We start from the raw sequence: 22,981 nt of genomic DNA, 5'->3' as shown, positions 1-22,981 counted from the left end.
GCTAATTTATAGGCTCTGGGTACCGGTATATCGGTGTAATCCATTTAAATAACGCAGTTGCAGGAAATCATGTGAAATATGTACTGATATTTTTGCTGGTTCTGGTGATTTTTATTATTTCCGTCACCTTTGGGGCGCATAACGATCAAATCGTCACCTTTAACTACTTGCTGGCAGAGGGGCAATATCGGGTTTCCACCTTGTTGACCTGGATATTCGCACTGGGTTTTATCCTGGGCTGGGCCGTTTGCGGTTTGTTTTATCTGCGCGTCCGTTTCGCCCTGATGCGGGCGGAGCGCCGGGTCAAACGGCTGGAACAGCAGCCGGCGCCGGTTAACAGCGCGGCGCCCGTCGCTACCGCGCCCGCTGTCAGTAAGGAATAACGCGTTATGTTAGAACTGCTGTTTCTGTTGTTGCCCGTGGCTGCCGCTTACGGTTGGTACATGGGGCGCAGAAGCGCGCAGCAGGATAAGCAACAGGACGCCAATCGCCTCTCCCGCGAGTATGTGGCAGGGGTGAATTTTTTGCTGTCCAATCAGCAGGACAAAGCGGTGGACCTGTTTCTTGACATGCTCAAGGAGGACAGCAACGCCGTCGAGGCCCATCTTACGCTGGGGAATCTGTTTCGATCCCGGGGAGAGGTGGATCGGGCCATCCGTATTCACCAGGCGTTAATGGAGAGTACCGCGCTGAGTTTCGAGCAGCGGTTGCTGGCCACCCAGCAATTGGGCCGTGACTATATGGCCGCCGGTTTCTACGATCGCGCCGAGGAAATGTTCAGCCAGCTGGTGGACGAAGATGATTTTCGCACCGGGGCGTTGCAGCAGTTGCTGCAGATTTACCAGGATACCAGCGATTGGAACAAGGCAATCGAGATAGCGGAAAAGCTGGTGAAGCTGGGCAAAGAGCCTCTGCGGATTGAAATTGCCCATTTTTATTGCGAGCTGGCGCTGCAGGCCATGGGCAGCGACGATCTGGACAAGGCGATGGCGCAGTTGAAAAAGGGCGCGGCAGCCGATAAGAACTGCTCCCGCGTCTCGATCATGATGGGGCGCATTTTTATGGCGCGTCAGGACTACCCTGCCGCGGTGGCCGCCCTGCAGCGGGTGCTGGATCAGGACAAGGAGATGGTCAGCGAGACTTTGCCTATTTTGCAAACCTGCTATCAGCATCTCGAAAAGCCTGAGGCCTGGGCCGAATTTCTCACCCGCTGCGTTGAAATGAACACCGGCGCGGCGGCGGAGCTGCTGCTGGCGGATGTTATCGAACAAAACGACGGCACGGAAAACGCCCAGCTTTATATCAATCAGCAACTGCGCCAGCATCCCACGATGAGGATGTTCCACCGTCTGATGGATTTCCATCTGAACGAAGCGGAAGACGGACGGGCCAAAGAGAGCCTGCAGGTGCTGCGGGATATGGTGGGGGAACAGATCCGGACCAAGCCCCGTTACCGCTGCAATAAGTGCGGATTCACCTCCCACAGCCTGTACTGGCATTGTCCCTCCTGTAAATCCTGGGCCTCCATCAAACCCATCCGCGGCCTTGACGAACAGTAATCCGTGGCAAGCCGTGAAGGTGAAGATGAGTTTACCGCATCACGGGTATGGGTAATACCGGCTGCAATCTTGCAGACGAAGAACGGTTATCATCTCCAACGCTCTCGTTTGCCGGCGCTGGGCTTTTTTCTTGCCGGCAGGTAAAATACTCCGCATCCATTAAACTGGCGCTGTGCGCAGGTTGTTTTATCGGCGGCGAATTTCAACTGCCGCGCCGGCACCGCCAGCCTTCCCATCAAAAGGTACCCTCATGACTCGCGACTTCCAGTCGTCTGTGCCGCCGGGATTTTCCTCACCCATCATAGTGGCGTTGGACTATGCCTCCCGTTCCGAGGCTCTGGCCTTTGCCCATAGGGTTTCCCCCAATGAGTGTCGGCTGAAAATCGGAAAAGAGATGTTTACCCGCTTCGGCCCGGATTTCGTTCGCGATCTGCAGCGGCTGGGCTTCGATATTTTCCTCGATCTGAAATTTCATGATATTCCCAATACCGTCGCCAAGGCCGTGTCCGCAGCGGCGGAGCTGGGCGTGTGGATGGTGAATGTGCACGCCGGCGGCGGGGAACGGATGATGGCGGCGGCGAAAGAGGCCCTTGCCCCGTTCGGTGCCCAAGCGCCTAAACTTATCGCCGTCACGCTGCTTACCAGCATGGCGGATGAAGATTTAACGGCCCTGGGCATTCCATACGGGGCTTTTGAGTATGCCGGACGATTGGCGGACCTGGCCCGGCGCTGCGGGCTGGACGGCGTGGTCTGTTCCGCGCGGGAAGCCGCGGTGTTTAAACAGCGATTCGGCGCTGAATTTCTGCTGGTCACCCCCGGTATCCGGCCGGAAGGCAGCGACGCCGGCGATCAGCGTCGGGTCCTGACGCCGGTGGAAGCCCTGCGGGCCGGGGTGGATTATATGGTGATCGGGCGTCCTATTACCCGTTCACAGGACCCGGCCGTAACGCTGCAAGGCATATTGATGTCATTGCGAGACATGGGAGGAAACGATGGACAATAACAGCCGTGTGGTCTATTCCACCGAGAGCGGGCGGATAACCGAGCCGTCCCGGCCGGTAGCCCGTCCCAAGGGTGATGGCGTGGTGCGGATTCAGCGCCAGACCAGCGGACGCAAGGGAAAAGGCGTTTGTCTGATTAGCGGCCTGGATGTAGATGATAATGCGCTGGCGGCGCTGGCGGCGGAGCTGAAGAAAAAGTGCGGCTGCGGCGGGTCGGTGAAGGAGGGCGTGATTGAAATACAGGGTGATAAACGGGAACTGTTGAAACAGCTCCTGGAAGCCAAGGGACTGAAAGTCAAACTGGCCGGCGGTTAACCGTGCAGGTTAACGCCGGCGGGACCGGCTTAATGCACCTGATGGCCGACAACGCCGCCAACCGCCGCGCCGCCTAAGGTACCCAAAGCGCTGCCATTGGTAAGAACCGCGCCGCCCACCGCGCCGACGCCGGCACCGATGGCGGTGTTACGTCCACGTCTCGTTTCACACGCACTTAGGGTAACAACCAGGGCGATCGCCACGGCGGCCGCGGTAATACGTTTGGTTGAATATTTCATCATCATCAATTTCTCCATAGATTGCTGTTGTTATTGATTGCTAGTTAATAATTATAGTACGTTCCGCTTGTTTAGCCCGGATTAACAATAATATATCTGCCTGCTCTCCTGACTCGCCTCGGCATGCCCACGGTCGCGAAAAACGGTCAATAGCAGAAGTAGGGCGGATCTTTAGCCGATTAGGCCATAGCGGTTGCTTCTGGCTGCCGGGACAATGTCCTCTAGCGTTCAAGAGGGCTTAACGATGCTTAATGAATTAAAAGACCAGGTCCTGGCGGCAAACCTTGCTTTGCCGCGCCATCATCTGGTGACCTTTACCTGGGGAAATGTCAGCGCGGTGGATCGCCCACAGGGATTGCTGGTGATTAAACCTTCCGGCGTCAGTTACGAAGAGATGACACGGGAAGATATGGTGGTAGTGGAATTGGAAACCGGGCGGGTGGTGGAAGGACAGAAAAAACCCTCTTCCGACACCGATACCCATCGGGTGCTGTATCTGGATTTTGCCGGCATCGGCGGTATCGTCCATACCCATTCGCGCCATGCCACTATCTGGGCGCAGGCCGGACAAGACGTTCCTGCCTGGGGCACCACCCATGCCGACTATTTTTATGGCGCCGTTCCCTGTACCCGGCTGATGACGCCGGCGGAAATACAGGGCCGCTATGAATGGGAAACCGGCAAGGTTATCGTGGACACCTTCGTCTCCCGCGGTATTGATCCCGAGGCGGTTCCCGCGGTGCTAGTAAATTCACACGGTCCCTTCGCCTGGGGCAGCGATGCCGATAATGCGGTCCACAACGCGGTGGTCTTGGAAGAGCTTGCATATATGGGCATCTTCTCCCGCCAATTGACGCCCGATTTGCCGCCGATGCAAGCGGAATTGCTGGACAAGCATTATTTACGTAAACACGGTAAAAACGCTTATTACGGACAATAGCAAAAACTCACGATAATGGCTCTTTGGCGCCGGTTATGCCGCTATGCCGGCGTCATGTAAAGCTCTACAGGCGTGCGTTCAACATAACCGCGACAGAATGCGCCGGCGGGTTTTTATTCCACTCTTTTCCCTTCCTGATGAATGTTTGAATCCTGAAAACCTCAATCTTTTTACTGGTGTCGTACCCTGTTACCGTTCTGGGAATGTGATTTGGATCTCATTTCAAAACCCAATGCCCATTTAGTTAAAATGATCTGTTTATAAAAAAGAAACAACGTTTCATTTTTATGTCGCAGATCACTGTATGACAAGATGTAAATGGCTAACGTAGCGCCTAACCGATCTTATCAATGCATGGGGCGCGTCCACGGGGCGGCTCCGTACCAAAGATGGATGATAATTCGAACTTAGGTGGAATCCAGATGCAAATCAAACGTGCAATTGACAAAATCCCCGGTGGCATGATGCTGGTGCCGCTCTTCATCGGCGCGCTGTGTCATACATTTGCACCCGATTCGGGTAAATATTTCGGCTCCTTCACTAATGGTTTGATTTCCGGCACCGTTCCTATCCTGGCGGTCTGGTTTTTCTGTATGGGGGCCTCCATCAAACTCAGCGCCACCGGCACCGTGCTGCGTAAATCCGGTACCCTGGTGGTGACCAAAATCGCCGTTGCCTGGGTGGTGGCCGCGGTGGCGTCGAGGCTGCTGCCGGCCAATGGCGTGGAAATCGGCTTTTTTGCCGGCTTGTCCACCCTGGCGCTGGTAGCCTCCATGGATATGACCAACGGCGGCCTCTACGCGTCCATCATGCAGCAATACGGCACCAAGGAGGAATCCGGCGCCTTTGTTTTGATGTCGCTGGAATCCGGCCCGCTAATGACCATGATTATTCTGGGCACCGCCGGCATCGCCTCGTTTGAACCTCATGTGTTCGTCGGCGCGGTACTGCCGTTTCTGATTGGATTTGCCTTGGGCAACCTGGATCCCGAGCTGCGGGACTTCTTCAGCAAGGCGGTACAGACCCTGATTCCTTTCTTCGCCTTCGCGCTGGGCAATACCATTAATCTTAACGTTATCGCCCAAACCGGACTGCTGGGGATTTTGCTGGGTATCGGCGTGATTATCGTTACCGGCATTCCGCTGATCCTCGCGGATAAATACATCGGCGGCGGCGACGGCACGGCGGGTATCGCCGCCTCCAGCTCCGCGGGCGCCGCAGTGGCCACGCCGGTGCTGATAGCCGAGATGATCCCGGCGTTCAAACCCATGGCGCCGGCCGCCACCGCGCTGGTGGCCACGTCGGTTATCGTCACCTCCATTCTGGTGCCGATTATCACCGCGCTCTATTCCAAGCGGGTGAGAAAAGGAGAAATCGCCGCACTTGCTCAAGCCGAATTAAAATCACAGGCCATTGAACGCTAGAAGTACGAAGATAGTTGAACCACAGAAAACCCCTCCGCGGGGTTTTTTGCATTTTTAGCTGATCCCGTCTTAAAGCGATTGCAGGACCTTTCTAAATGGGACAGAATTCGCTCGCGGAATAAATGAGCTAAGGTGTTGTCTACTCCTCTGAAACATATTAATTTTCATTTGAAAATTGTCAGTGTCTGCCTGCGGGAGAGGCGAATAAACTTGTTACCTGCGCCAATAAATCGCCGCCATCCGCATTGATAAAATTGACTCAATTAAAATATAATGGATATCTCTATGTATAATTCAATCTCTGGTTTAAATCATTTTAACCCCGCCTATGCATAAAACACCGATACCCTCTATTTTAATAAAATATTCAATATATGGGATGTTTGGCAAAAACACCAGGCGTGATAGGTGAGCGTAGAGACCAAGCGGTGGAGATAATGAAGGAGTGTGTTATACAGAAAGGGAAGATTTTAGATCTTAGGGGCTGTATCTGACGGAGCTGCCTGTATTACCGCCCGGTATTGAAGAACTGAATGTGAGTGGCAATGCGCTGATAACCCTACCTGACATCCCCATGGCGTTAAAAAATAGACGCCAGTCATAATCGGCTGGAGCAGCTTTGTGTAATGCCATCTACGTTGGAAGAGCTGGATCTCACAAACAATATGTTCAGGGAATTACCTTTCATCGGCCACCTTGCGTAAGCTGGATTGCAGTGAGAATCCGCTTTGCCATAAAATCCCCAAAATCCTTCATTATATTTGGTTGGGAAATTCTCCTTTACCTACATTCGCTGTGTCTAATATCATAAACAGCGCTACCGAGAATCCAGATTATGAAGTGAAAGTATGGGTGGAAAATTCGGCAGAAATCAGAACTCAGCTGATAAATGCCGGTTATTCCACCGCACTATTTTCTAAGGTGGAATTTATCGAGCCAAAATTGCCCTATATCATTCAGTCGATCATTAACAGGAAGCTGTTCATACACAATTTGAAAATTATGCGGCAGCATCGGATATTCTCAGATTGTATGTTCTGTTTGCGGAAGGTGGACTCTATTTAGATGTAGATGTGGCCTTAAAAGAGCCGCTGGGAGAAATAAAATCTCAAACTTATGATAGGGTGTCGATGTATGATTCTTTGATGCAATTAGAGTACAAATATATAGATGAACAATATTTGATATTCTACGGGAATGCTGTGTTAGCAGCGGTCAAAAACTCGGCCTCAGCCAGTGAACTATTATTTGAAGCAATATCTCCTTATGTGGCAACAGATAATTGCCTGTCAAGAGGTTCTTTGAATAGCACAGATTGGATTGTGGAGTTTTCCAACATAATTATGCAGTACGGATTGCGATTAAAACAAACAGACCCCCACTCACGAGCATTTGGTCATAATGTACTGGGTAAAGATTTTAACTATGACGACTTAATATGGCATCTCAAGAAACATAATTCTCTGTTCAGGCTTGACCTCACTAAGATGCTGACAGGCCCCAATCTGTTTTATAGATATTTTGAATCAAAAGAATTATAATAGGATTGAGCAATCATATTCGAGCAGATAAAATGATTTTTCTAATTTAAACCTGCCTTTGAGTACCATAACGATGAGTAATAGCGATATTTTTGGTAAGTTAACTAAAACAAAGCACGGATATCTCTGGAGCGAGGGCACTGATGCTGAAGGTAGATGGGCATTTATTGATGAACTTAAAAAGAATCTTCAGAAGTCTGATTGAATAAGAATTCAATTCTATAAGCAGATTAATTTTTCTAACTAAACATTAGACTCGATACAGTTACATTTTGAATTGAGCTTGGGCCAAATTCAAATGGGCTGTTCATCAAATTATGTTTTCAAAATATTAATTTTTAGAAATTGAAACGCTATTTTTAAAAAATTGACTACAGTTAAAGGAGTTATAAATGCATGCCGTGCACTCTTTCGATAATCAACATTATAAGATTTTTCTAGGAATCCTATCGATAATACCCTTGATCAAGCACTTTTGCAAAATGGGCAGTATGGGCAGAGTGCGCTACCGGCTTGGGTGAATGCAGAGAATTAGCCTTGGTCAGATTGCTTGATTGCCATAAGCGGAACGCATTATTCCTGGATCTTAGCGGGTTAGGGTTGACTGAACTTCCGGAGTTGCCGGCCTGGATAGAACAGTTGAACGCAAGTAATAACGCCTTGACTGCGCTGTTTGCCATTCCATTTGGTCTGAAACGGTTGGATGTTAGCCATAACCTGCTGGAATATCTCCCTCCGTGTCGTCGACAGTGGAGGAACTGAATTTGGCGAATAATAAATTCGAGAAAACCCCGCTCATCGAGCACTCTCTGCAAAAGCTGGATATCAGTAATAACCCTATTGAGCTTGGCATTCCAAAATCATTCATTATATTTGGCTGGGTAAGTCAACACTACCTGATTATGCGATCAGCGGCATAATAAATAGTGCGGGTCTTAATCCTGATTATGAGGTAAGAGTGTGGGTAGATCATCCGGTCAAAACTATCAGGAATTAGTCAATGTCGGTTATTCGACGGCTGTTATTTCAAAATAAATTTTTAAAGCCTGAACCTCCTTATCATATACAATCAGCCATTGCCAGGAGTGTACTGAGACCCGCTATGCTAACTTCCCGGCAGCAGCCGACATACTGCGTTTATACCTGTTAAAAACGTTCGGCGGTCTTTATATGGATGTGGATGTGGTACTAAAAGAACCTTTGGGGAATATAGTTTCGGAAAGTGAAGATAAAGAGTATAAGGCAGATTTTCTTCATCACTTTATGTATTAAATTACAGATAAAAAGCTATCAATTTTATTAACAATGATTTTTAGCTTCGAGGAAAAATTCGGCCTTCATTAGCAAAATGCTTGATGAAGCAATTTATCCGTATCTTGAAAAAGAAAATAACCCAAACAGCGGCATGCTCAATAACACTACTTCGATCATAAATTTAGCAGAAGAATCCCAAAAACAACTGTTACAGATAGTACAATGGGAAACTTATCTGTTAATACTCAGGAAAAACAACATTTGTTGATGTGATGTGGCAGGATAAAAGATCTCTCCTGCGGTAAGATTTGAACTCACGCTAAACATTGCGGGGCCAGGCTTATTAAGTAACTCGATTGATCTTATTGAAAATTTGGGTATTACCGTAAATATTAGAAATGAAAACAGGTCAGATGATGAACTCCTCTACAGTAAATCTTTTAGTCAAATAATCTTTAACAGCATCAAAACTTCGGTATGTATAGCAGGGAGCGTAGCGGTTTTGAATGGACTCCGGGTTTGATACAGAAGTTAAATGGAGAGACTTACCTGAAAATCGTCGCCCGGCTGAAATTTAATAGGGCGGTATGAATGCAATAAATGTTTCAATAAGGCGTTAATCAAGGCGTAACAAAAGCTTGCGGCGTTAAGAAAGGAAAGGGACTGATATTTTCGTATCAGTCCCTTTTTTTTTTACAAAATTCTTACACCGGCCGCGCAATCACCGATCGTGTTTCCTGGCGTACTTCCTCCAGGGTGACCTCGATACTGTCTCCCTGGCGGTAGCGCTCTTCGCCTTTCACCTGCACGGTGCCGGTATCCTGGCTGCAAACCAGTTCATCGCGCACGCTGTGGATAAAAGGCGCCGGGACAAAGGCCACCGCGCCGTTCTCCAACAGGCGAACCCGCATGCCGCCGCGGGAGATATCAATGATCTCCGCCGCGTAGCGCGTGCCGTTGCCGGCTTTGTCCTTGAGATAACGGGCATAAAGCCAATCGCCGACATCCCGTTCCGCCATGCGGTTCAAGCGGCGGCGTTCCGCCAGGCGCAGCATGACGTCTTCCGTCGGGCGGGCGGGGATGCCCTGGCCCAGTAATCCCTTCAGCAGGCGATGATTAACCATATCGCCGTACTTGCGGATAGGCGAAGTCCAGGTGGCATAGGCATCTAGGCCCAGGCCGAAATGCGGGCCCGGTTCGACGCTGATTTCAGCGAAGGTCTGGAAACGGCGGATGCGGCTGTCGAGATAAGAGGTGGGCAGGGCGTCCAGCCGGCGCCGCAGCTCGCAAAAACCTTCCAGCGTCATCAATGTGGCGGCGTCGGCCTGGATATTATTGTTGGCCAGTACGGTGACCGCCTGGTCCACCAGGGTTTCATCAAAACCGTGGTGCACGTTATAAACGCCGTAACCCAGGCCGTCCCTCAAGACCCGCGCCGCGCAAATATTCGCCGTGATCATGGCTTCTTCCACCATCCGATTGGCGATACGGCGCGGCTCTACCTGGATGTCCAGCACATCGCCTTTATCGTCCAGCACGAAGCGGTAGTCGGGGCGATCCTTGAACACCAGGGCATTGGACTGGCGCCAAGCGGTTCGTGCCAGGCTCAGGCGCTGCAACAGGCGAATCTGCTGGGCCACTGCCTCGTTTTCCGGCTGCCAGTCGCCGGCGTCTTCCAGCCACTCGGAGACCTGGTCATAAACCAGTTTGGCTTTTGACTCAATCCACGCGGCGAAAAAGTTGGGTTTGTCCGCCAGCGAGCCGTCCGCATTGACCGTAACCCGGCAAACCAGGGCCGGGCGGCGCTCATGGGCATGCAGCGAACAAATGTCATCGGAGAGAATGCGCGGCAGCATCGGGATATTGAATCCCGGCAGATAATTGGTAAACGCCCGATCCCGGGCTATGTCGTCCAGCGGGCTGCCGGCCTGAACATAGGCGGTGGGATCGGCGATGGCGATGGTCAGCACCAGCGTATCCCCCTCACCGGCCGCCACATGCAGGGCGTCATCCATATCTTCGGTGCTGGCGCTGTCGATGGTGATGAAATCCAGGGCGGTTAAATCCTCGCGCACCAGGTTATCATCCTGCAGGGTCAGCCCGTCCACCATGGCCGGCGCTTCGCGTTCGAGATTGTGGCGGGCCAGCGTCACCCACCAGGGGGCGAAATGATTATCGCCGGTGGTGACCAGATGGGTAATTTCAGCATAAAAATGCCGATCGCCCTTTAGCGGATGACGACGCATTTCCGCCACCGCCCAGTCTCCGGTTTTGAATTCATGTTCGACGCTGCGCACCGGCCGGCAAGGATCACTTCTTTGATCAGCGGATGATCGGGTACGATGGACAGGCGGTCATCCTTGAACTGCACCCGGCCGACAAAGCGCGCCAGGAAGGCTCGATAAGGGTTTCCGGCTCGGCTATCTCCCGCTCTTTTTCCGTGCGCACCACGGCGGCGATCCGGTCGCCGTGCATCACTTTTTTCATAAAGGGCGGCGGGATGAAATAGCTTTTTTGAGCATCGACTTCAAGGAAGCCAAACCCTTTCTCAGTACCTTTGACCACGCCTTCGACACGGGGCGTCTGAGAGTGAAGTTGCTGTTTTAGCTGCGCGAGCAGCGGATTATCTTGAAACATAATGTCCAGGCGAGTGTAAAAAAGGCTTCAATAACGGCAGACAGTTTTACGCGAATCGACGGTTGGCGGCAAGTGTAACCCGCCATTAAAGCCATAAAAAAGCCACCCGGTCCGGCAAGGGGCGGATGGCGTCGCGGCGCGGGTTTACAAAATTCGCGCCGTATCGGTTGCTTTGCTCACCAGCAGACGCACCGGGATGGATTTGGACGTCGGGGTATGGGTGCCGTCGCCGAAGCTGGACAAGGGCACCAGCGGATTGGTTTCCGGATAATAGGCCGCCAGGTTGCCGCGGGGAATATCATAGCTAATGACCTTGAAACCGCTGACCTTTCGGCTGATGCCGTCGTGCCACAGGGTTTCGATGTCCACCCGATCGCCGTCGTGCAAGCCCAGCGCCGCCAAATCCTCCGGATGGACAAACACCACTTCCCGCTGGCCATATACGCCGCGATAACGATCGTCCAGTCCGTAAATGGTGGTGTTGTACTGGTCATGGGAGCGCAGGGTTTGCAGGGTAAACGGCACCGTCCGGCCGGCGATTTGCGGAAACAGGGTATCCGGCAGGGGGGCGTCGCTGAATTCCGCTTTGCCGCTGGGCGTATTGAAGCGCAGTTCAGCCGCGGCGTTACCGAGGTAAAATCCCCGGCTGTTCGCAGCGAAGGTTGAAATCGGTGAAACCGGGCACGGTGGCGGCGATATGATCGCGGATGAGACGGTAATCACCCGCCAGGGCGGTCCAGTCAATTTTTCGTTACCCAGCACCGCTGCGGCAATGCCGGCGACGATGGCGGTTTCCGAGCGCTGCAGGGGAGAGCGGCGGATTTACTCCTTCCGAGGCGTGTACCATGCTGAACGAATCTTCCACGGTGACATACTGGCTGCCGGCGGTTTGCATATCGAGCTCGGTGCGGCCAAGGGTCGGCAGGATCAGCGCATCGCCGCCGGTAACCAGATGGCTGCGGTTAAGCTTGGTGCTGATATGTACCGTCAGTTCGCAACGGCGCAAGGCTTGCTCGGTGCGGGCGGTATCCGGCGCCGCGGCCGCCAGGTTGCCTCCCAGGGCAATCAGTACCTTGATCTCGCCGCGCAGCATGGCTTCTAGCGCCTCAACGGTGCTGTGTCCGGGGGCGCGCGGAGGTGTAAAGCCGAAATGGGCCGCCAGACTGTCCAGCAAGGCCGCCGGCGGCTTCTCGTCGATGCCCATGGTGCGATTGCCCTGCACATTGCTGTGGCCGCGCACCGGACATAATCCGGTTCCCGGTTTGCCAAGCTGCCCGAACAGCAGTTGCAGATTGACGATTTCCCGCACGGTGGGAACCGAATGCTTGTGCTGGGTAATACCCATGGCCCAGGTGCAAATGACCCGTTCGGCGCCGCGGTAGATGTCCGCAGCGTCGCGAAGCTGCTGTTCGCTCAGGCCCGACTGCCTGATGATATGCTGCCACGGGGTGGCATCCACCGCCGCCAGGTAAGCCTCCATGCCCTGGGTGTGGCTGTCAATAAACGTTTGGTCAAACAGGCCGGGCCGGCCTTCCGCCAGCTGCCGTCGATGGATTTCCAGCAGGGCTTTCACCATGCCGCGTACCGCCGCCATGTCGCCGCCGAGATTGGGCTGCAGATAGCTGGAACTGATACGGCCGGATTTTGGCGTCAGCAGCTCCAGCGGGTTCTGCGGATCGGCAAAACGCTCCAATCCCCGTTCCCGCAAGGTGTTAAAGGTGACGATGCGCGCGCCGCGATCGGCGGCGTGGCGCAGGCTGTGCAGCATACGCGGATGGTTGGTGCCCGGATTCTGGCCGAAAACGAAAATCGCGTCCGCCTGTTCGAATTCATTCAGGTGAATGGTGCCTTTGCCCACGCCGATGCTTTGCTTAAGGCCGCTCCCGCTGGCCTCATGGCACATATTTGAACAGTCGGGGAAATTATTGGTGCCGAACATCCGGCCGAATAATTGATAAAGGTAGGAAGATTCATTGCTGGCGCGGCCGGAGGTATAAAGTTCCGCCTGGTTCGGATTGTCCAGTCCGCGCACATGGCTGGCGATGAGGTCGAACGCCTCCTGCCAGCTTACCGGGTAATAGCGATCGGTTTCCCGGTTGTAGCGCAGCGGCTCCGTCAGACGTCCCTGGTACTCAAGGAAATAATCGCTTTGCTCATAGAGTTTGCTGACGGTGTTCTGGGCGAAAAATCCGCGTCCAACGCCTTGCGGGTGGCTTCCCAGCTCACCGCCTTGGCGCCGTTTTCGCAAAACTGAAGGTGCTGGTATTGTCATCGCCCCAGGCGCAGCCGGGACAGTCGAAGCCTTTTGATTTGTTTACCCGCATTAAATTACGGATATTTTTGAAGGTCTGTTTACTGTCCCTGACATAACGGGTGGTTGCTTCCAAAGAACCCCAGCCACCCGCCGCGCCGGTATAAGGTTTAATCGCAGGTTTAAATTTCATAAGTTCGTTTCGCAGGTGAATGAAGATAAATTTTTGTTAAAATATTTTTAGCTATTTGGGTTAACGAGGTTAATTCTAGGCAGTTTTGATAACACCGTCTAATTGAATAGCCTAATCGCAGGATAGACGGCGGCTATTGCCTAAAGTCCCTTCATCTTTTAGTTTTCCATGCTTTAAACCGCACCAAGGCAGGTTAAGCTTTTGTGATAGCGTTCATATTTTCAGCCATTGCCGCCGCCGCGGGATCAGGCGCAGCCAATACTGGCTCATACTTACCTGGTTAATTATGAGGAAGAGAGCAATGCTGATGAACGATCTAAGCAGTAAGGTGCATGGATTCGGCAAAGCGTTAATGATGCCGATTTCGGTGATTGCCGCCGCCGGGATCTTTCTCGGGTGGCGGCGGCCATGCAGAATCCGGCGGTAACCGGAGACGCGTTCGCCAGCCTGAAATATCCCCAATTGGTTATCGGGTTCATCCGGCAGGTGGCCGGCGCGCTGTTCGCCAACCTGCCGCTGTTTTTTGCCGTGGCCAGCGCCATAGGTCTGGCAAAGGCGGAAAAACCCACCGCGGCCTTCGCGGCGGTCATCGGTTTTATCGCCATGCATGTGGGGGTTAGCGCCAGCCTGGCGGCGCAGAATCTCACCGCCGCCACCACCACCGTGCCGGCATTGATAGCCAAAGGCATGACGCCCACCGCGGCACAGATGCTTTCCGCTCAGTTCACGCCGATGCTGGGGATATTCACTTTCAATATGAGCGTATTGGGCGGGGTAATTGCCGGCCTGACGGTGGTGGCGCTGCATAACCGTTTCTATACCATTGTATTGCCGACGGCGGTGAGCTTTTTCGGCGGACGGCGGTTCGTCCCCATCATCACGGTGGTGGTGCTGCCGTTGCTGGGGGTAGTCCTGTCGCTTATTTGGCCCACCATCGGCGCGGCCATCGCCTGGGTGGGTAACCTGATCGGACAAAGCGGCCAGTACGGTGCCTTCTTATTGGGATTTTTCGAACGGCTGCTGATTCCCACCGGCCTGCATCATATCCTTAATGAAACCGTGCGCTTTACCCCCATAGGCGGCATGGTGACGGTGGATAACCATGCCATCGTCGGCGCGCTGAATATTTTCAATACCACGCTGACCCATCCGGGGCTGTTGAGCGACGAGCAGGTGCGCGAGTCAACCCGGTTCCTGGCGCAGGGTAAAATTCCGGTAATGATGTTCGGTCTGCCCGGCGCGGCGCTGGCGATGTACCATTGCGCCCGTCCCGAGCATAAAAAGCGGGTCAAGGCCCTGATGATGGCCGGCGCCCTGGCGTCCTTTACCACCGGTATCACCGAACCGCTGGAGTTCTGTTTTGTTTTCGTTTCACCGGTGCTGTATCTTTTTCATGCGGTGCTGTGCGGCCTGTCGTTTATGCTCATGGACGTTTTCCATCTGATGATTGGCAATGTTCAGGGGGGCGCCATTGACCTGGTAGTGTTCGGCGTGCTCGGCGGCAGCAAAACCCACTGGTGGTATGCGGTACTGCTGGGGCTGATTTATTTTCCGGTCTATTACTTCGGCTTCCGGCTGATTATTACCCGGCTGCGGGTGGAAACCCCCGGCCGCGAGACCCAGGAAGAGGAGGCCACCGAGCGCAAACCTCTCTCCGCCAACGAGCGGGCGGAAAATATCATCACCGGCCTCGGCGGCCAGCAGAATATCGCCGATGTGGATTGCTGTTTTACCCGCCTGCGGGTCCGGGTCAAGGATATGAAGCAGGTTATCGACCGGACCCTGATGCTTACCGGCGCCAGCGGGGTTAAGCGGGTCAGCGACAACGATGTCCAGGTGATCTACGGCCCGCAGGTGGAAAAAATCGCCCAGGATGTCAAAGTTACCCTCGGGGTCAGCACCTGATAAGAGGGTAATCGCAAGGGTTCCGATGGTATAATGATCAAACTGCTGACAAACTCGCTCGGAGTCAATGAGGCGGGATAGGATGATAGAAGAGTAAACCGTCCGCGCCATGGACCAAAACGCCGGGAGCGTTTTGGAACAACGCCGTCAGGCGTTGGCTCACAGGGATGTGAGTCGTAATCGCGCGGATCGAGCCTCAATGGACGGATTCACGGCAGGTTTACTATATTGCTACGATCTAGCATTCTGTCCCGACCGGTCACCTTGTCAGCAATCACCACGATTATTGCCTTTGGCCGGAAGGAACCGATGGATATTAAACAGCTCATCTACTTATGCAATCTTGAGCGGGAGCGTCATTTCGGCCGCGCCGCGGAAGCGAGCTTCGTCAGCCAGCCGACCCTCTCCGCGCGCCTGAAAAATCTGGAGCGGGAGCTCGGCGTGGCGCTGATCCATCGTGGCAATAGTTTCCAGGGGTTTACCACCGAAGGGGAACGGGTATTGTCCTGGGCGCGGGAAATCGTCTCGGTCTACCAGGGGCTGAAGCTGGAAGTGGAGTCCCTCAAGCAGGGACTGGCGGGCACGCTGCGCATCGGCATCGTGCCGCAGTGCGGCATTCCCCTGGCCCAGCTGTTGTTCGATGCCCGGCTGGAATACCCCGCTCTCGAATATCAGGTCAACGTGCTCAGCGCCGATCAATTGCTGGAAGCGCTGATTAATCACAGCGTGGATATCGGCGTTGGATTCTTTGAGCTGAACCTCTTGCAGGAACTGCATTTCCAGGTGGCGCCGCTGCCGGACCGGGGGGTGGATCTGGTGTTCCATCCCGCGCACTTCACCGGGCTTTCCCCCCAGTCCGCAGTGACTTTGGCGCAGGCGGCCGCCTTTCCCCTGTGCCTGGCCGAACCCAGCCGCTACTTCCGGCGCTATCTGGACGAACATTTCCGGGGCGAGGGATTGCATCCGCATATCGCTCTGGAAAGCGCCTCGATCTTTCATTTGCTGCAGGGGGTTTTTGTCGGGCTGGGCTGCGGCATCATGCCCCGCGGGCATCTGCTGCCCGGAATGACACCGGATTTGCTCAGCGCGCCGATACGGCTGCCCGCCATGAAACGACAGGGCGCCGTGGTGGTTGCCGAGCCCGGCCGGGCAACGCCGCTGGCGAAAACCCTGTTCGCCTTCGCCGCCGTCTGGCTGGCGGACAGGATAAACAGGGAGGTGTAAGCAGGGCCGGGCGGGGGGTTAATTCTGTTCCAGATCGTTCATGGAGGCGATATTAAAGCCGCCGTCCACATGAATGACTTCCCCGGTGATGCCTGAGGCCAGATCGGAGCACAGAAACGCGGCGGTATTGCCCACGTCCTCGATGGTCACCACGCGGCGCAGCGGCGTCACCGATTCGCAGTAAGACAGCATTTTCTTGAAGTTCTTGATGCCGGAAGCCGCCAGGGTCCGGATGGGACCGGCGGAAATGGCGTTGACGCGTATGCCCTGCGGGCCCATGGCGTTGGCCATGTAGCGGGTATTGGCTTCCAGGGACGCCTTGGCCAGTCCCATGACGTTATAGTTGGGTATGGCGCGTTCGGCGCCCAGGTAAGTCAGCGTCACCAGGGCCGAATTCGGATTCAGCATATGGCGGCCGGCTTTCGCCATGGCGACAAAGCTGTAGGAGCTGATATCGTGGGCGATGGCAAAGCCTTCGCGGGTCACGGCGTTCACATAATCGCCGTCCAGCTGCTCGCCCGGGGCAAAGGCAATGGCATGCACGAAACCGTCGTAGTTCGGCCATACCTTGGCCAGTTCGACATACAGCGCTTCGATGCTGGCATCTTCAGCCACATCGCAGGGTAATACGATGCTGGAACCCAATTCACCGGCGAATCCCTCAACCCGTGATTTCAGTTTATCGTTCTGGTAAGTAAATGCCAGTTCGGCACCTTCGCGATGCATCGCCTGCGCGATACCGAAGGCGATGGAGCGATTGCTGGCTACGCCAGTGACCAGAATGCGCTTACCGGTAAGAAAACCCATAGCATTAATCCTTGTAATCATTTTTACATGCGATCGTAGCGCCAGCGACGCGACATTCGACGTTTATAAACCGGCGGAGTGTACCATGAACAACCGTTACAAGTGTATACCCCGCCTCTCTGGAATATCCGCCGCGGATAAACGGGCCATATCCCGCCGCCACCGGATATACTCCGGGTTTGCTATGGCATGGCGGCATCGCGCCGCCAGGCGTCCGCCGTCAGGGCCTCGCCGAAGTGGCTGGTTATCAGCCGCTTGGTGAGATCGTGCAGCGGAGCGGCCAGCACGTCTGCGGTATTGCCGCGCTCCACCACCTCGCCGTCCTGCATTACCATGATCTGGTCGCTGATATGCTTCATCATGCCCAAATGCTGGGTGACATAGATATAGGCTATACCCTGTTTGGCCTGCAGCTCGAGCATCAGGTTGATGATTTGCGAGCGCATCGACATATCAAGGGAGGCCAGCGCTTCGTCGGCCACGATAACCTTCGGGCGCAGAATAAGCGCCCTGGCCAGGCCCACGCGCTGTTTCTGCCCCGGCGCCAGCATATGGGGGTAATAGAACGCGTGATCCGGGCGCAGCCCCACCTGCCGCAGGGTCAGGTTAATAGCCTGTTCACGCTCCGTCGGAGTCATGGCGGTGTTGAGCCGCAGCGGTACGTCCAACAGCTGTCCGATGCGCTGGCGGGGATTCAGGGCATTGCCCACATCCTGAAAAATCATGCGAATGCGCTGGCTGCGATAGCGGTAATCGCCGAAGGTCAACGGATGGTCATCGATCAAGAGCTCGCCGCCGGTGGGCTCCACCGTGCCCGCCAGCATTTTCGCCAGGGTGGATTTGCCCGAACCGTTCTCGCCGATAATCGCCAGGGTTTGCCCCTCCCGCAGAATAAAGCTCAGGGGCTTCACCGCCTCAACCTGGTGTTTATGGAACAAGCCGCTGCGATAACGGAAGGTTTTGGTGAGGTTGCGGGCTTCCAATAGGGTTTCCATGCTTATTGCCCTTCCATATTGAGGGGGAAATGACAGGCGAACCAGTGGTTCTTTATCGGCTCCAGTGGCGGCATTTCAATACAGGTTTTCTGCGCGTAAGGGCAGCGGGGCCCCAGGCGGCAGCCGATGGGCAAATGCTCCAGGGAGGGAATGCCGCCGGGCAGGGTATTCAGGCGGCTTTTCGGCGGCATGGATCGGCCGAAATCCGGAATGGCGCGGATCAGCGCCTGGGTGTAGGGATGATGGGGGGTGGCTATGAGCTCCTCGCAGGTAGCGCTCTCCACAGTCTGGCCACAGTAGAGCACATTGATACGGTTGGCCCATTTGCTCATCATCTGGATATCGTGGCTGATCAGCAGGATGGTGGTGTTGTTATTCTGGTTCAGCCCCGCCAGCAGCCGGAATATCTGCGCCTGGGTGGTGGGTTCCATAGCGTTGGTGGGCTCGTCGGCAATCAGCAGACGGGGCTGATTGGCCAGGGCGATGGCGATCATCACCTTCTGGCACTCCCCCTCGGTGAGCTCGTAAGGATAGCTGCCCATGATATTGCTATGATCCTTGATGCCCACCCGGTGCAGCAGCTCGATGGCCCGGCGTTTGCGCCAGCCGAACCGTTGCCACCACAGCCCTTTATAGGTCCAGCCCGGGATCACCTGAATCAGCTGGCGGCCGATGGTTTCCGACGGATCGAGGCAGGATTGCGGCTCCTGGAAAATCATCGAGACGTTATGGCCCACCAGCCGGCGCCGCTGGCGCGGGCTCAGCTGCAATAAATCGATGTCGTCGAAGCGAAACCGGTCCGCCGTGACCCGCCAGTTATCCTTGGTGACGCCGCAGATGGCTTTGGCTATCAGGCTCTTGCCGGAGCCGGATTCACCCACCAGACCGCGCACTTCCCCTTCAACCAGGGTGAAACTGACCCGATCCACCGCTTTCACCGGCCCTTCGGCGGTCATGAATTCGATAGTGAGATTACGGATATCCATTAACGGCATTATTCCACCTCCGCAATCATGGCGCGGCGAATGCCGTCGCCCAGTATATTCACGATCAGCACGCTTAACATAATGGCGCCTCCCGGCAGCATCACGGTCCAAGGCGCGGCATAGACCAGTTCCAGCGTATCCCCCATCATGGCGCCCCATTCCGGCGACGGCAACTGCGCCCCGAGATCGAGAAAGCCGAGGGCGGCGATATCCAGAATGGCCATGGACAGGGCGCGGGTGAAATCGGACACCAGGACGCTGGCGATATTGGGCAGTACCGCATAGCGCAGGATATGCGGCATCGATGCGCCGTCGATGCGCACCGCCAGCACATACTCTTTTTCCAGTTCGTCATGCACCGCGCCGTAAACCGTGCGCACGATACGCGGTAAAATGGCCAGCCCCACCGCCAGCATGGCGTGCCCGAGGGAGGGGCCGATAAACGCCACCACCACGATGGCCAGCAGCAGCGACGGAATGGATAAGAGCGTGTCCAGCACATGATTGAGCGCCGCCGAGCGCAGGCCGCGGCTAATGCCCGCCAGCACTCCCAGCAGCAGTCCGAAGGCACAAGCCAGTATGGTTAACAGCAGCGCCGCGCCGAAGGTGGGGGCGGTGCCGGTTAACAGGCGGCTGAGCACATCGCGGCCCAGATCGTCGGTGCCCAGGAAGAAGGAGACATCGCCGTAGCGCGACCAGGAGGGCGGCAGGAGCTGGTAGCCGAGAAACTGCTGATCCAGGGCATAAGGCGCCACCACCGAACCGAACACGCACAGCAGGATCAGCAGCATAAAACCGTACAGGCCAATCATCGACATGGCGTCATGGTAAAAGATGCGCCAGATATAACGCAGCGGACTGGCCATGCGTTTTTCGCGATAAATATTATCGGAGAGCATACCACTCCTTATGGCGCAGCGGATTGGCCAGCGCGCCCACCACATCCGCCAGCACATTGACGGCAATCACCAGCGATCCCACCGCCATGACGCCGGCGGAAATGGCGGCGTAATCCTGCTGGCGTATGGCGTTGATCAACCAGCGGCCCACGCCGGGCCAGCTGAAGACCACCTCGGTAATCATGGCCAGCGTCAGCATGGTGGAAAACTGCAATCCCAGTTTGGGGATAATGGGGGGCAGGGCATTATGCACAACATGCCGGCGGATAATGGTGGTCAGCGTCAAGCCGCGGGTCGCCGCCGCCTTGATGTAATTCTGGGCGAACACCTCGTCGGTACTGATGCGCATCAGCCTTATCACCTCGGTGGTGGGGGCCACCGCCAGGGCGATGATGGGCAGCACCATGTGCCGCAGGGTGCTGGTTATCATTTCGTGGCGGTATGGGGAATCGGAAAGCCAGGCATCCAGCAGGGCGAAGCCGGTAACCGGTTTAATCTGATAGAGCAGATCATAACGCCCGGAGACCGGAAACCAGCCCAGATGCAGGGCGAAAAACAGCGTCAGCAGCAGCGCCAGCCAGAACACCGGCATTGACAGGCCCAGCAAGGCGAAGATGCTGATGCCGATATCCTGCCATTTATTGCGCGTCACCCCGGCGACGATGCCCAGGGGGATGCCGACGATAAGCGCCAGGACAAAGGCCAGTATGCAGAGCTCCAGGGTGGCGGGGAACACTTCGCGCAGCTGCTGGCCGATGGACTGGCCGTTGATGCTGGACACGCCGAAATCCAGATGCAGCAGGCCGTTGAAGTAATAGAAATAGGCATCGGCGAGCGCCGCGCCGCTCAACGGCGCGCTGGGGGTGAAATAACTGAGGCTAAAGCCCACCAGCGACAGGAAAAACAGCGTAATCAGCAGCAGCAGCAGCCGGCGCAGGATAAATATAATCATGGTTTCGGTTCCTGGGAGTCATCCCGGTAAACCCCGGCAAAGGAGGCATTGCCGAAGGGGCTGAGCACTAATCCTTTGATATCGTAGCGATAGGCCTGCAGGCGCAGCGACGATGCCAGCGGCAGTACCGGCAGCTGCTCCTCCAGCATCCGCTGCGCATCCCGGTAGGTCTCCATGCGTCCGGCCAGCTGCTGCGACAGCAGCGCCGAGCGCAGCAATTGGTCGAACAGGGGCTGGCACCAGTGAGCATAGTTGGTTTGCGAGCGGATGGCGGCGCAGCTGAGCAGCGGCCGGAAGAAGCTGTCCGGATCGTTGCTGTCGGTAGACCAGCCCGCCAGCGTCAGGTCGTGGTTCATGGTCATCAGCCGGGCCTCCTGGAACCGGCCCTCCACCGGGACGATAATCACCTTGATGCCCACCTGCGCCAGGTCCGCCTGGATAAGCTCAGCGGTTTTCAGCGGGCTGGGATTATAGGATTGCGAAGCCGTGGGCACCCATAAACGCAGCTCCATGTTGTCTTTGCCGATGGCGTGCAGGAGCGCCCGCGCCTTGTCGGGGTTATATTCGCTGACCTTGGCCTCGTTGTCATAGGCCCAGGAGGCGCGCGGCAGGATCGAGGCGGCGGTCTCGGCGGTGCCGTAATAGATGGACTGCATCAGGCGCTGATTGTTGATGGACAGGGCGATGGCCTGGCGCACCCGCACATCGTCCAGCGGCGGTTTGGCGGTATTGAACGCCAGATAGGCGATATTCATTCCGGGCCGCAGGGTCAGCCGCAGGCGCGGGTCGTCGCGCAGCACCGGAAGCTGGCTGGCGGCGGGATAGGCCAGGACGTCGCACTCCCCGGTCAGCAGCTTGGACAAGCGGCCGATGCCGCCGGCGCCCAAATCGATGACCACCTGCGACATCCGCGGCCGGCCGCGCCAGTAGGCGTCATGGCGCAGCAGGCGGATAAACTGGCCGGCCCGGTATTCGTTAAGCATGAATGGTCCGGTGCCCACCGGCTGGCGATCGATTTGTTCCTGCCGGCCGGCGGCGGTGAGCTGTTCGGCGTACTCCTCCGACAGCACCGGCGCGTAGTGGGTGGCGATATGCCAGAGAAAGGAAGCATCCGGGCTGTTGAGCCGAAACTCCACCGTGTCGTTGTCCAGCTTGCGCACGCTTTGCACCGAGTCGGGAAACTGCAGACTGTCGAAGTAGGGATAGTCGCCGCCGTTGACATCGTGGTAAGGGTGGTGGATATCAAACATGCGGGCAAAGCTGAACACCACGTCATCCGCGTTCAAGTTGCGGGTGGGCGTAAACCAGGCGGTGCGCTGGAACGGAACGTTTTTCCGCAAATGGAAACGATAAGTCGCGCCGTTGTCCAGCACTTCCCAGCTTTGCGCCAGTTCGGGGATCAGCCGATAGGTATAGGGATCCACATCCAATAGACGATCGTAGATTTGCGCCGAGAGGGTATCCACCGTCAGCCCGCTGCTGGCCATTTGCGGGTTGAACGTATTCAGCAAGCCGTTCACGCAATAAACAAAGCCGCTTTGCCGAATGTCAGGCGGAGAGGGCGTCTGGGCCGCCATCGTGGGCAGCCCCGATGACGCCATGACGGTTACCCATAACAGCGCCAGTATAGAAGAACGTTTTATTCCCATAACCACTTGGATCCTACCGGATAATGGTTCCAGTTTACCTCACTCTGGCGCGACACCCAATTTATGCCGTCAATAATCCGGCGGGATCGGCGCTAAAAGCGCCAATTGGCCGGATTGCGCCTGAAAACGCCGCCACCGGAATAAAAGGATGAGAACGGTTATCATCAAAAAGCTTTGCAAATGATAGTGAGAAGCATTAGCAGGCACCAG

General features: G+C 55.5%; 17 protein-coding genes and 3 pseudogenes. 11 read left to right on the top strand and 9 right to left on the bottom strand.

From position 1 onward, the window contains the following. The first annotated feature begins 71 nt into the window (after positions 1-71). The 4 genes from GTU79_RS15320 to yciH all read left to right on the top strand — a co-directional run bounded on the left by GTU79_RS15320 (position 72) and on the right by yciH (position 2,875). Complete coding sequence (locus GTU79_RS15320) at positions 72-383, top strand: LapA family protein (RefSeq protein WP_132921431.1); 312 nt, start codon at positions 72-74, stop codon at positions 381-383. 6 nt (positions 384-389) lie between these two features. Next, positions 390-1,559 (top strand): lipopolysaccharide assembly protein LapB, encoded by a 1,170-nt coding sequence (gene lapB / locus GTU79_RS15315; RefSeq protein ID WP_203521306.1) that lies wholly within the window; start codon positions 390-392, stop codon positions 1,557-1,559. 250 nt (positions 1,560-1,809) lie between these two features. Further along, entirely contained in the window at positions 1,810-2,562 is a 753-nt protein-coding gene (gene pyrF / locus GTU79_RS15310) for an orotidine-5'-phosphate decarboxylase (RefSeq protein WP_203521307.1), read from the top strand. Further along, a complete protein-coding gene (gene yciH, locus GTU79_RS15305) occupies positions 2,552-2,875 on the top strand; it encodes a stress response translation initiation inhibitor YciH (protein WP_132921434.1) in 324 nt (107 codons plus the stop codon). The genes pyrF and yciH overlap by 11 nt, the downstream gene beginning before the upstream one ends. A 29-nt stretch (positions 2,876-2,904) precedes the next feature. On the opposite strand, the gene GTU79_RS15300 is transcribed toward yciH, so the two are convergent. Then, a complete protein-coding gene (locus tag GTU79_RS15300) occupies positions 2,905-3,114 on the bottom strand; it encodes a glycine zipper 2TM domain-containing protein (RefSeq protein ID WP_132927732.1) in 210 nt (69 codons plus the stop codon). Positions 3,115-3,358: 244 nt separating this feature from the next. Between GTU79_RS15300 and araD the strand changes: the two genes are divergently transcribed. The 5 genes from araD to GTU79_RS31420 all read left to right on the top strand — a co-directional run bounded on the left by araD (position 3,359) and on the right by GTU79_RS31420 (position 8,291). Then, positions 3,359-4,054 (top strand): L-ribulose-5-phosphate 4-epimerase, encoded by a 696-nt coding sequence (araD, locus tag GTU79_RS15295; protein ID WP_214513106.1) that lies wholly within the window; start codon positions 3,359-3,361, stop codon positions 4,052-4,054. A gap of 422 nt (positions 4,055-4,476) precedes the next feature. Then, positions 4,477-5,478, top strand: coding sequence for a 2-keto-3-deoxygluconate transporter (gene kdgT, locus GTU79_RS15290; RefSeq protein ID WP_132921436.1), 1,002 nt, complete (start codon positions 4,477-4,479; stop codon positions 5,476-5,478). 1,028 nt (positions 5,479-6,506) lie between these two features. Further along, positions 6,507-7,019 carry a glycosyltransferase family 32 protein gene (locus tag GTU79_RS15285; RefSeq protein ID WP_214513105.1) on the top strand — a complete coding sequence of 171 codons (513 nt, stop codon included), beginning with the start codon at positions 6,507-6,509 and terminating at the stop codon, positions 7,017-7,019. Positions 7,020-7,756: 737 nt separating this feature from the next. After that, entirely contained in the window at positions 7,757-7,939 is a 183-nt protein-coding gene (locus GTU79_RS31425; protein ID WP_420854109.1) for a hypothetical protein, read from the top strand. A 148-nt stretch (positions 7,940-8,087) separates the two neighbouring features. Then, on the top strand, positions 8,088-8,291 hold the full coding sequence (locus tag GTU79_RS31420) for a glycosyltransferase (protein WP_214514152.1): 204 nt from the start codon (positions 8,088-8,090) through the stop codon (positions 8,289-8,291). A gap of 686 nt (positions 8,292-8,977) precedes the next feature. Here the strand turns inward: GTU79_RS31420 and GTU79_RS15270 are convergent. Next, positions 8,978-10,910: pseudogene (locus GTU79_RS15270) on the bottom strand (exoribonuclease II). A gap of 144 nt (positions 10,911-11,054) precedes the next feature. Continuing rightward, positions 11,055-13,354 (bottom strand): annotated as a pseudogene (locus GTU79_RS15265) (FdhF/YdeP family oxidoreductase). Positions 13,355-13,661: 307 nt separating this feature from the next. Between GTU79_RS15265 and GTU79_RS15260 the strand changes: the two are divergent. Continuing rightward, positions 13,662-15,259 (top strand): annotated as a pseudogene (locus GTU79_RS15260) (PTS transporter subunit EIIC). 309 nt (positions 15,260-15,568) lie between these two features. Further along, entirely contained in the window at positions 15,569-16,483 is a 915-nt protein-coding gene (locus GTU79_RS15255) for a LysR family transcriptional regulator (RefSeq protein ID WP_203521315.1), read from the top strand. Between the two features lie 18 nt (positions 16,484-16,501). Here GTU79_RS15255 and fabI read toward each other — a convergent pair whose 3' ends face one another. The 6 genes from fabI to sapA form a co-directional block, all read right to left on the bottom strand. Beyond that, a complete protein-coding gene (fabI, locus tag GTU79_RS15250; RefSeq protein ID WP_132921441.1) occupies positions 16,502-17,290 on the bottom strand; it encodes an enoyl-ACP reductase FabI in 789 nt (262 codons plus the stop codon). A 182-nt stretch (positions 17,291-17,472) separates the two neighbouring features. Next, positions 17,473-18,285 (bottom strand): putrescine export ABC transporter ATP-binding protein SapF, encoded by an 813-nt coding sequence (gene sapF, locus GTU79_RS15245; protein ID WP_132921442.1) that lies wholly within the window; start codon positions 18,283-18,285, stop codon positions 17,473-17,475. Between the two features lie 2 nt (positions 18,286-18,287). Continuing rightward, on the bottom strand, positions 18,288-19,280 hold the full coding sequence (gene sapD / locus GTU79_RS15240; protein ID WP_132921443.1) for a putrescine export ABC transporter ATP-binding protein SapD: 993 nt from the start codon (positions 19,278-19,280) through the stop codon (positions 18,288-18,290). Further along, the gene (gene sapC, locus GTU79_RS15235) at positions 19,280-20,170 is read right to left on the bottom strand and encodes a putrescine export ABC transporter permease SapC (protein WP_132921444.1); all 891 of its coding nucleotides are present in this window, start codon (positions 20,168-20,170) and stop codon (positions 19,280-19,282) included. The genes sapD and sapC overlap by 1 nt, the downstream gene beginning before the upstream one ends. Further along, positions 20,157-21,122 carry a putrescine export ABC transporter permease SapB gene (sapB, locus tag GTU79_RS15230; RefSeq protein WP_203521316.1) on the bottom strand — a complete coding sequence of 322 codons (966 nt, stop codon included), beginning with the start codon at positions 21,120-21,122 and terminating at the stop codon, positions 20,157-20,159. The genes sapC and sapB overlap by 14 nt, the downstream gene beginning before the upstream one ends. Next, the gene (gene sapA / locus GTU79_RS15225; protein ID WP_253073664.1) at positions 21,119-22,723 is read right to left on the bottom strand and encodes an ABC transporter substrate-binding protein SapA; all 1,605 of its coding nucleotides are present in this window, start codon (positions 22,721-22,723) and stop codon (positions 21,119-21,121) included. The genes sapB and sapA overlap by 4 nt, the downstream gene beginning before the upstream one ends. Positions 22,724-22,981 lie beyond the last annotated feature (258 nt).

This window comes from Sodalis ligni (genome assembly GCF_016865525.2).
GTDB classification, from domain to species: Bacteria; Pseudomonadota; Gammaproteobacteria; order Enterobacterales; family Enterobacteriaceae; genus Acerihabitans; species Acerihabitans ligni.
This window is presented reverse-complemented; position numbering and strand designations above follow the sequence as displayed.

Excerpts from the sequence above, each read along its gene's own strand:
- sapB (WP_203521316.1), bottom strand. The coding sequence starts at position 21,122 with ATGATTATATTTATCCTGCGCCGGCTGCTGCTGCTGCTGATTACGCTG.
- sapC (WP_132921444.1), bottom strand. The coding sequence starts at position 20,170 with ATGCTCTCCGATAATATTTATCGCGAAAAACGCATGGCCAGTCCGCTG.
- GTU79_RS15255 (WP_203521315.1), top strand. The coding sequence starts at position 15,569 with ATGGATATTAAACAGCTCATCTACTTATGCAATCTTGAGCGGGAGCGT.
- araD (WP_214513106.1), top strand. The coding sequence starts at position 3,359 with ATGCTTAATGAATTAAAAGACCAGGTCCTGGCGGCAAACCTTGCTTTG.
- yciH (WP_132921434.1), top strand. The coding sequence starts at position 2,552 with ATGGACAATAACAGCCGTGTGGTCTATTCCACCGAGAGCGGGCGGATA.
- fabI (WP_132921441.1), bottom strand. The coding sequence starts at position 17,290 with ATGGGTTTTCTTACCGGTAAGCGCATTCTGGTCACTGGCGTAGCCAGC.
- GTU79_RS15300 (WP_132927732.1), bottom strand. The coding sequence starts at position 3,114 with ATGAAATATTCAACCAAACGTATTACCGCGGCCGCCGTGGCGATCGCC.
- kdgT (WP_132921436.1), top strand. The coding sequence starts at position 4,477 with ATGCAAATCAAACGTGCAATTGACAAAATCCCCGGTGGCATGATGCTG.
- pyrF (WP_203521307.1), top strand. The coding sequence starts at position 1,810 with ATGACTCGCGACTTCCAGTCGTCTGTGCCGCCGGGATTTTCCTCACCC.
- sapF (WP_132921442.1), bottom strand. The coding sequence starts at position 18,285 with ATGGAAACCCTATTGGAAGCCCGCAACCTCACCAAAACCTTCCGTTAT.
- sapD (WP_132921443.1), bottom strand. The coding sequence starts at position 19,280 with ATGCCGTTAATGGATATCCGTAATCTCACTATCGAATTCATGACCGCC.
- lapB (WP_203521306.1), top strand. The coding sequence starts at position 390 with ATGTTAGAACTGCTGTTTCTGTTGTTGCCCGTGGCTGCCGCTTACGGT.
- sapA (WP_253073664.1), bottom strand. The coding sequence starts at position 22,723 with ATGGCGTCATCGGGGCTGCCCACGATGGCGGCCCAGACGCCCTCTCCG.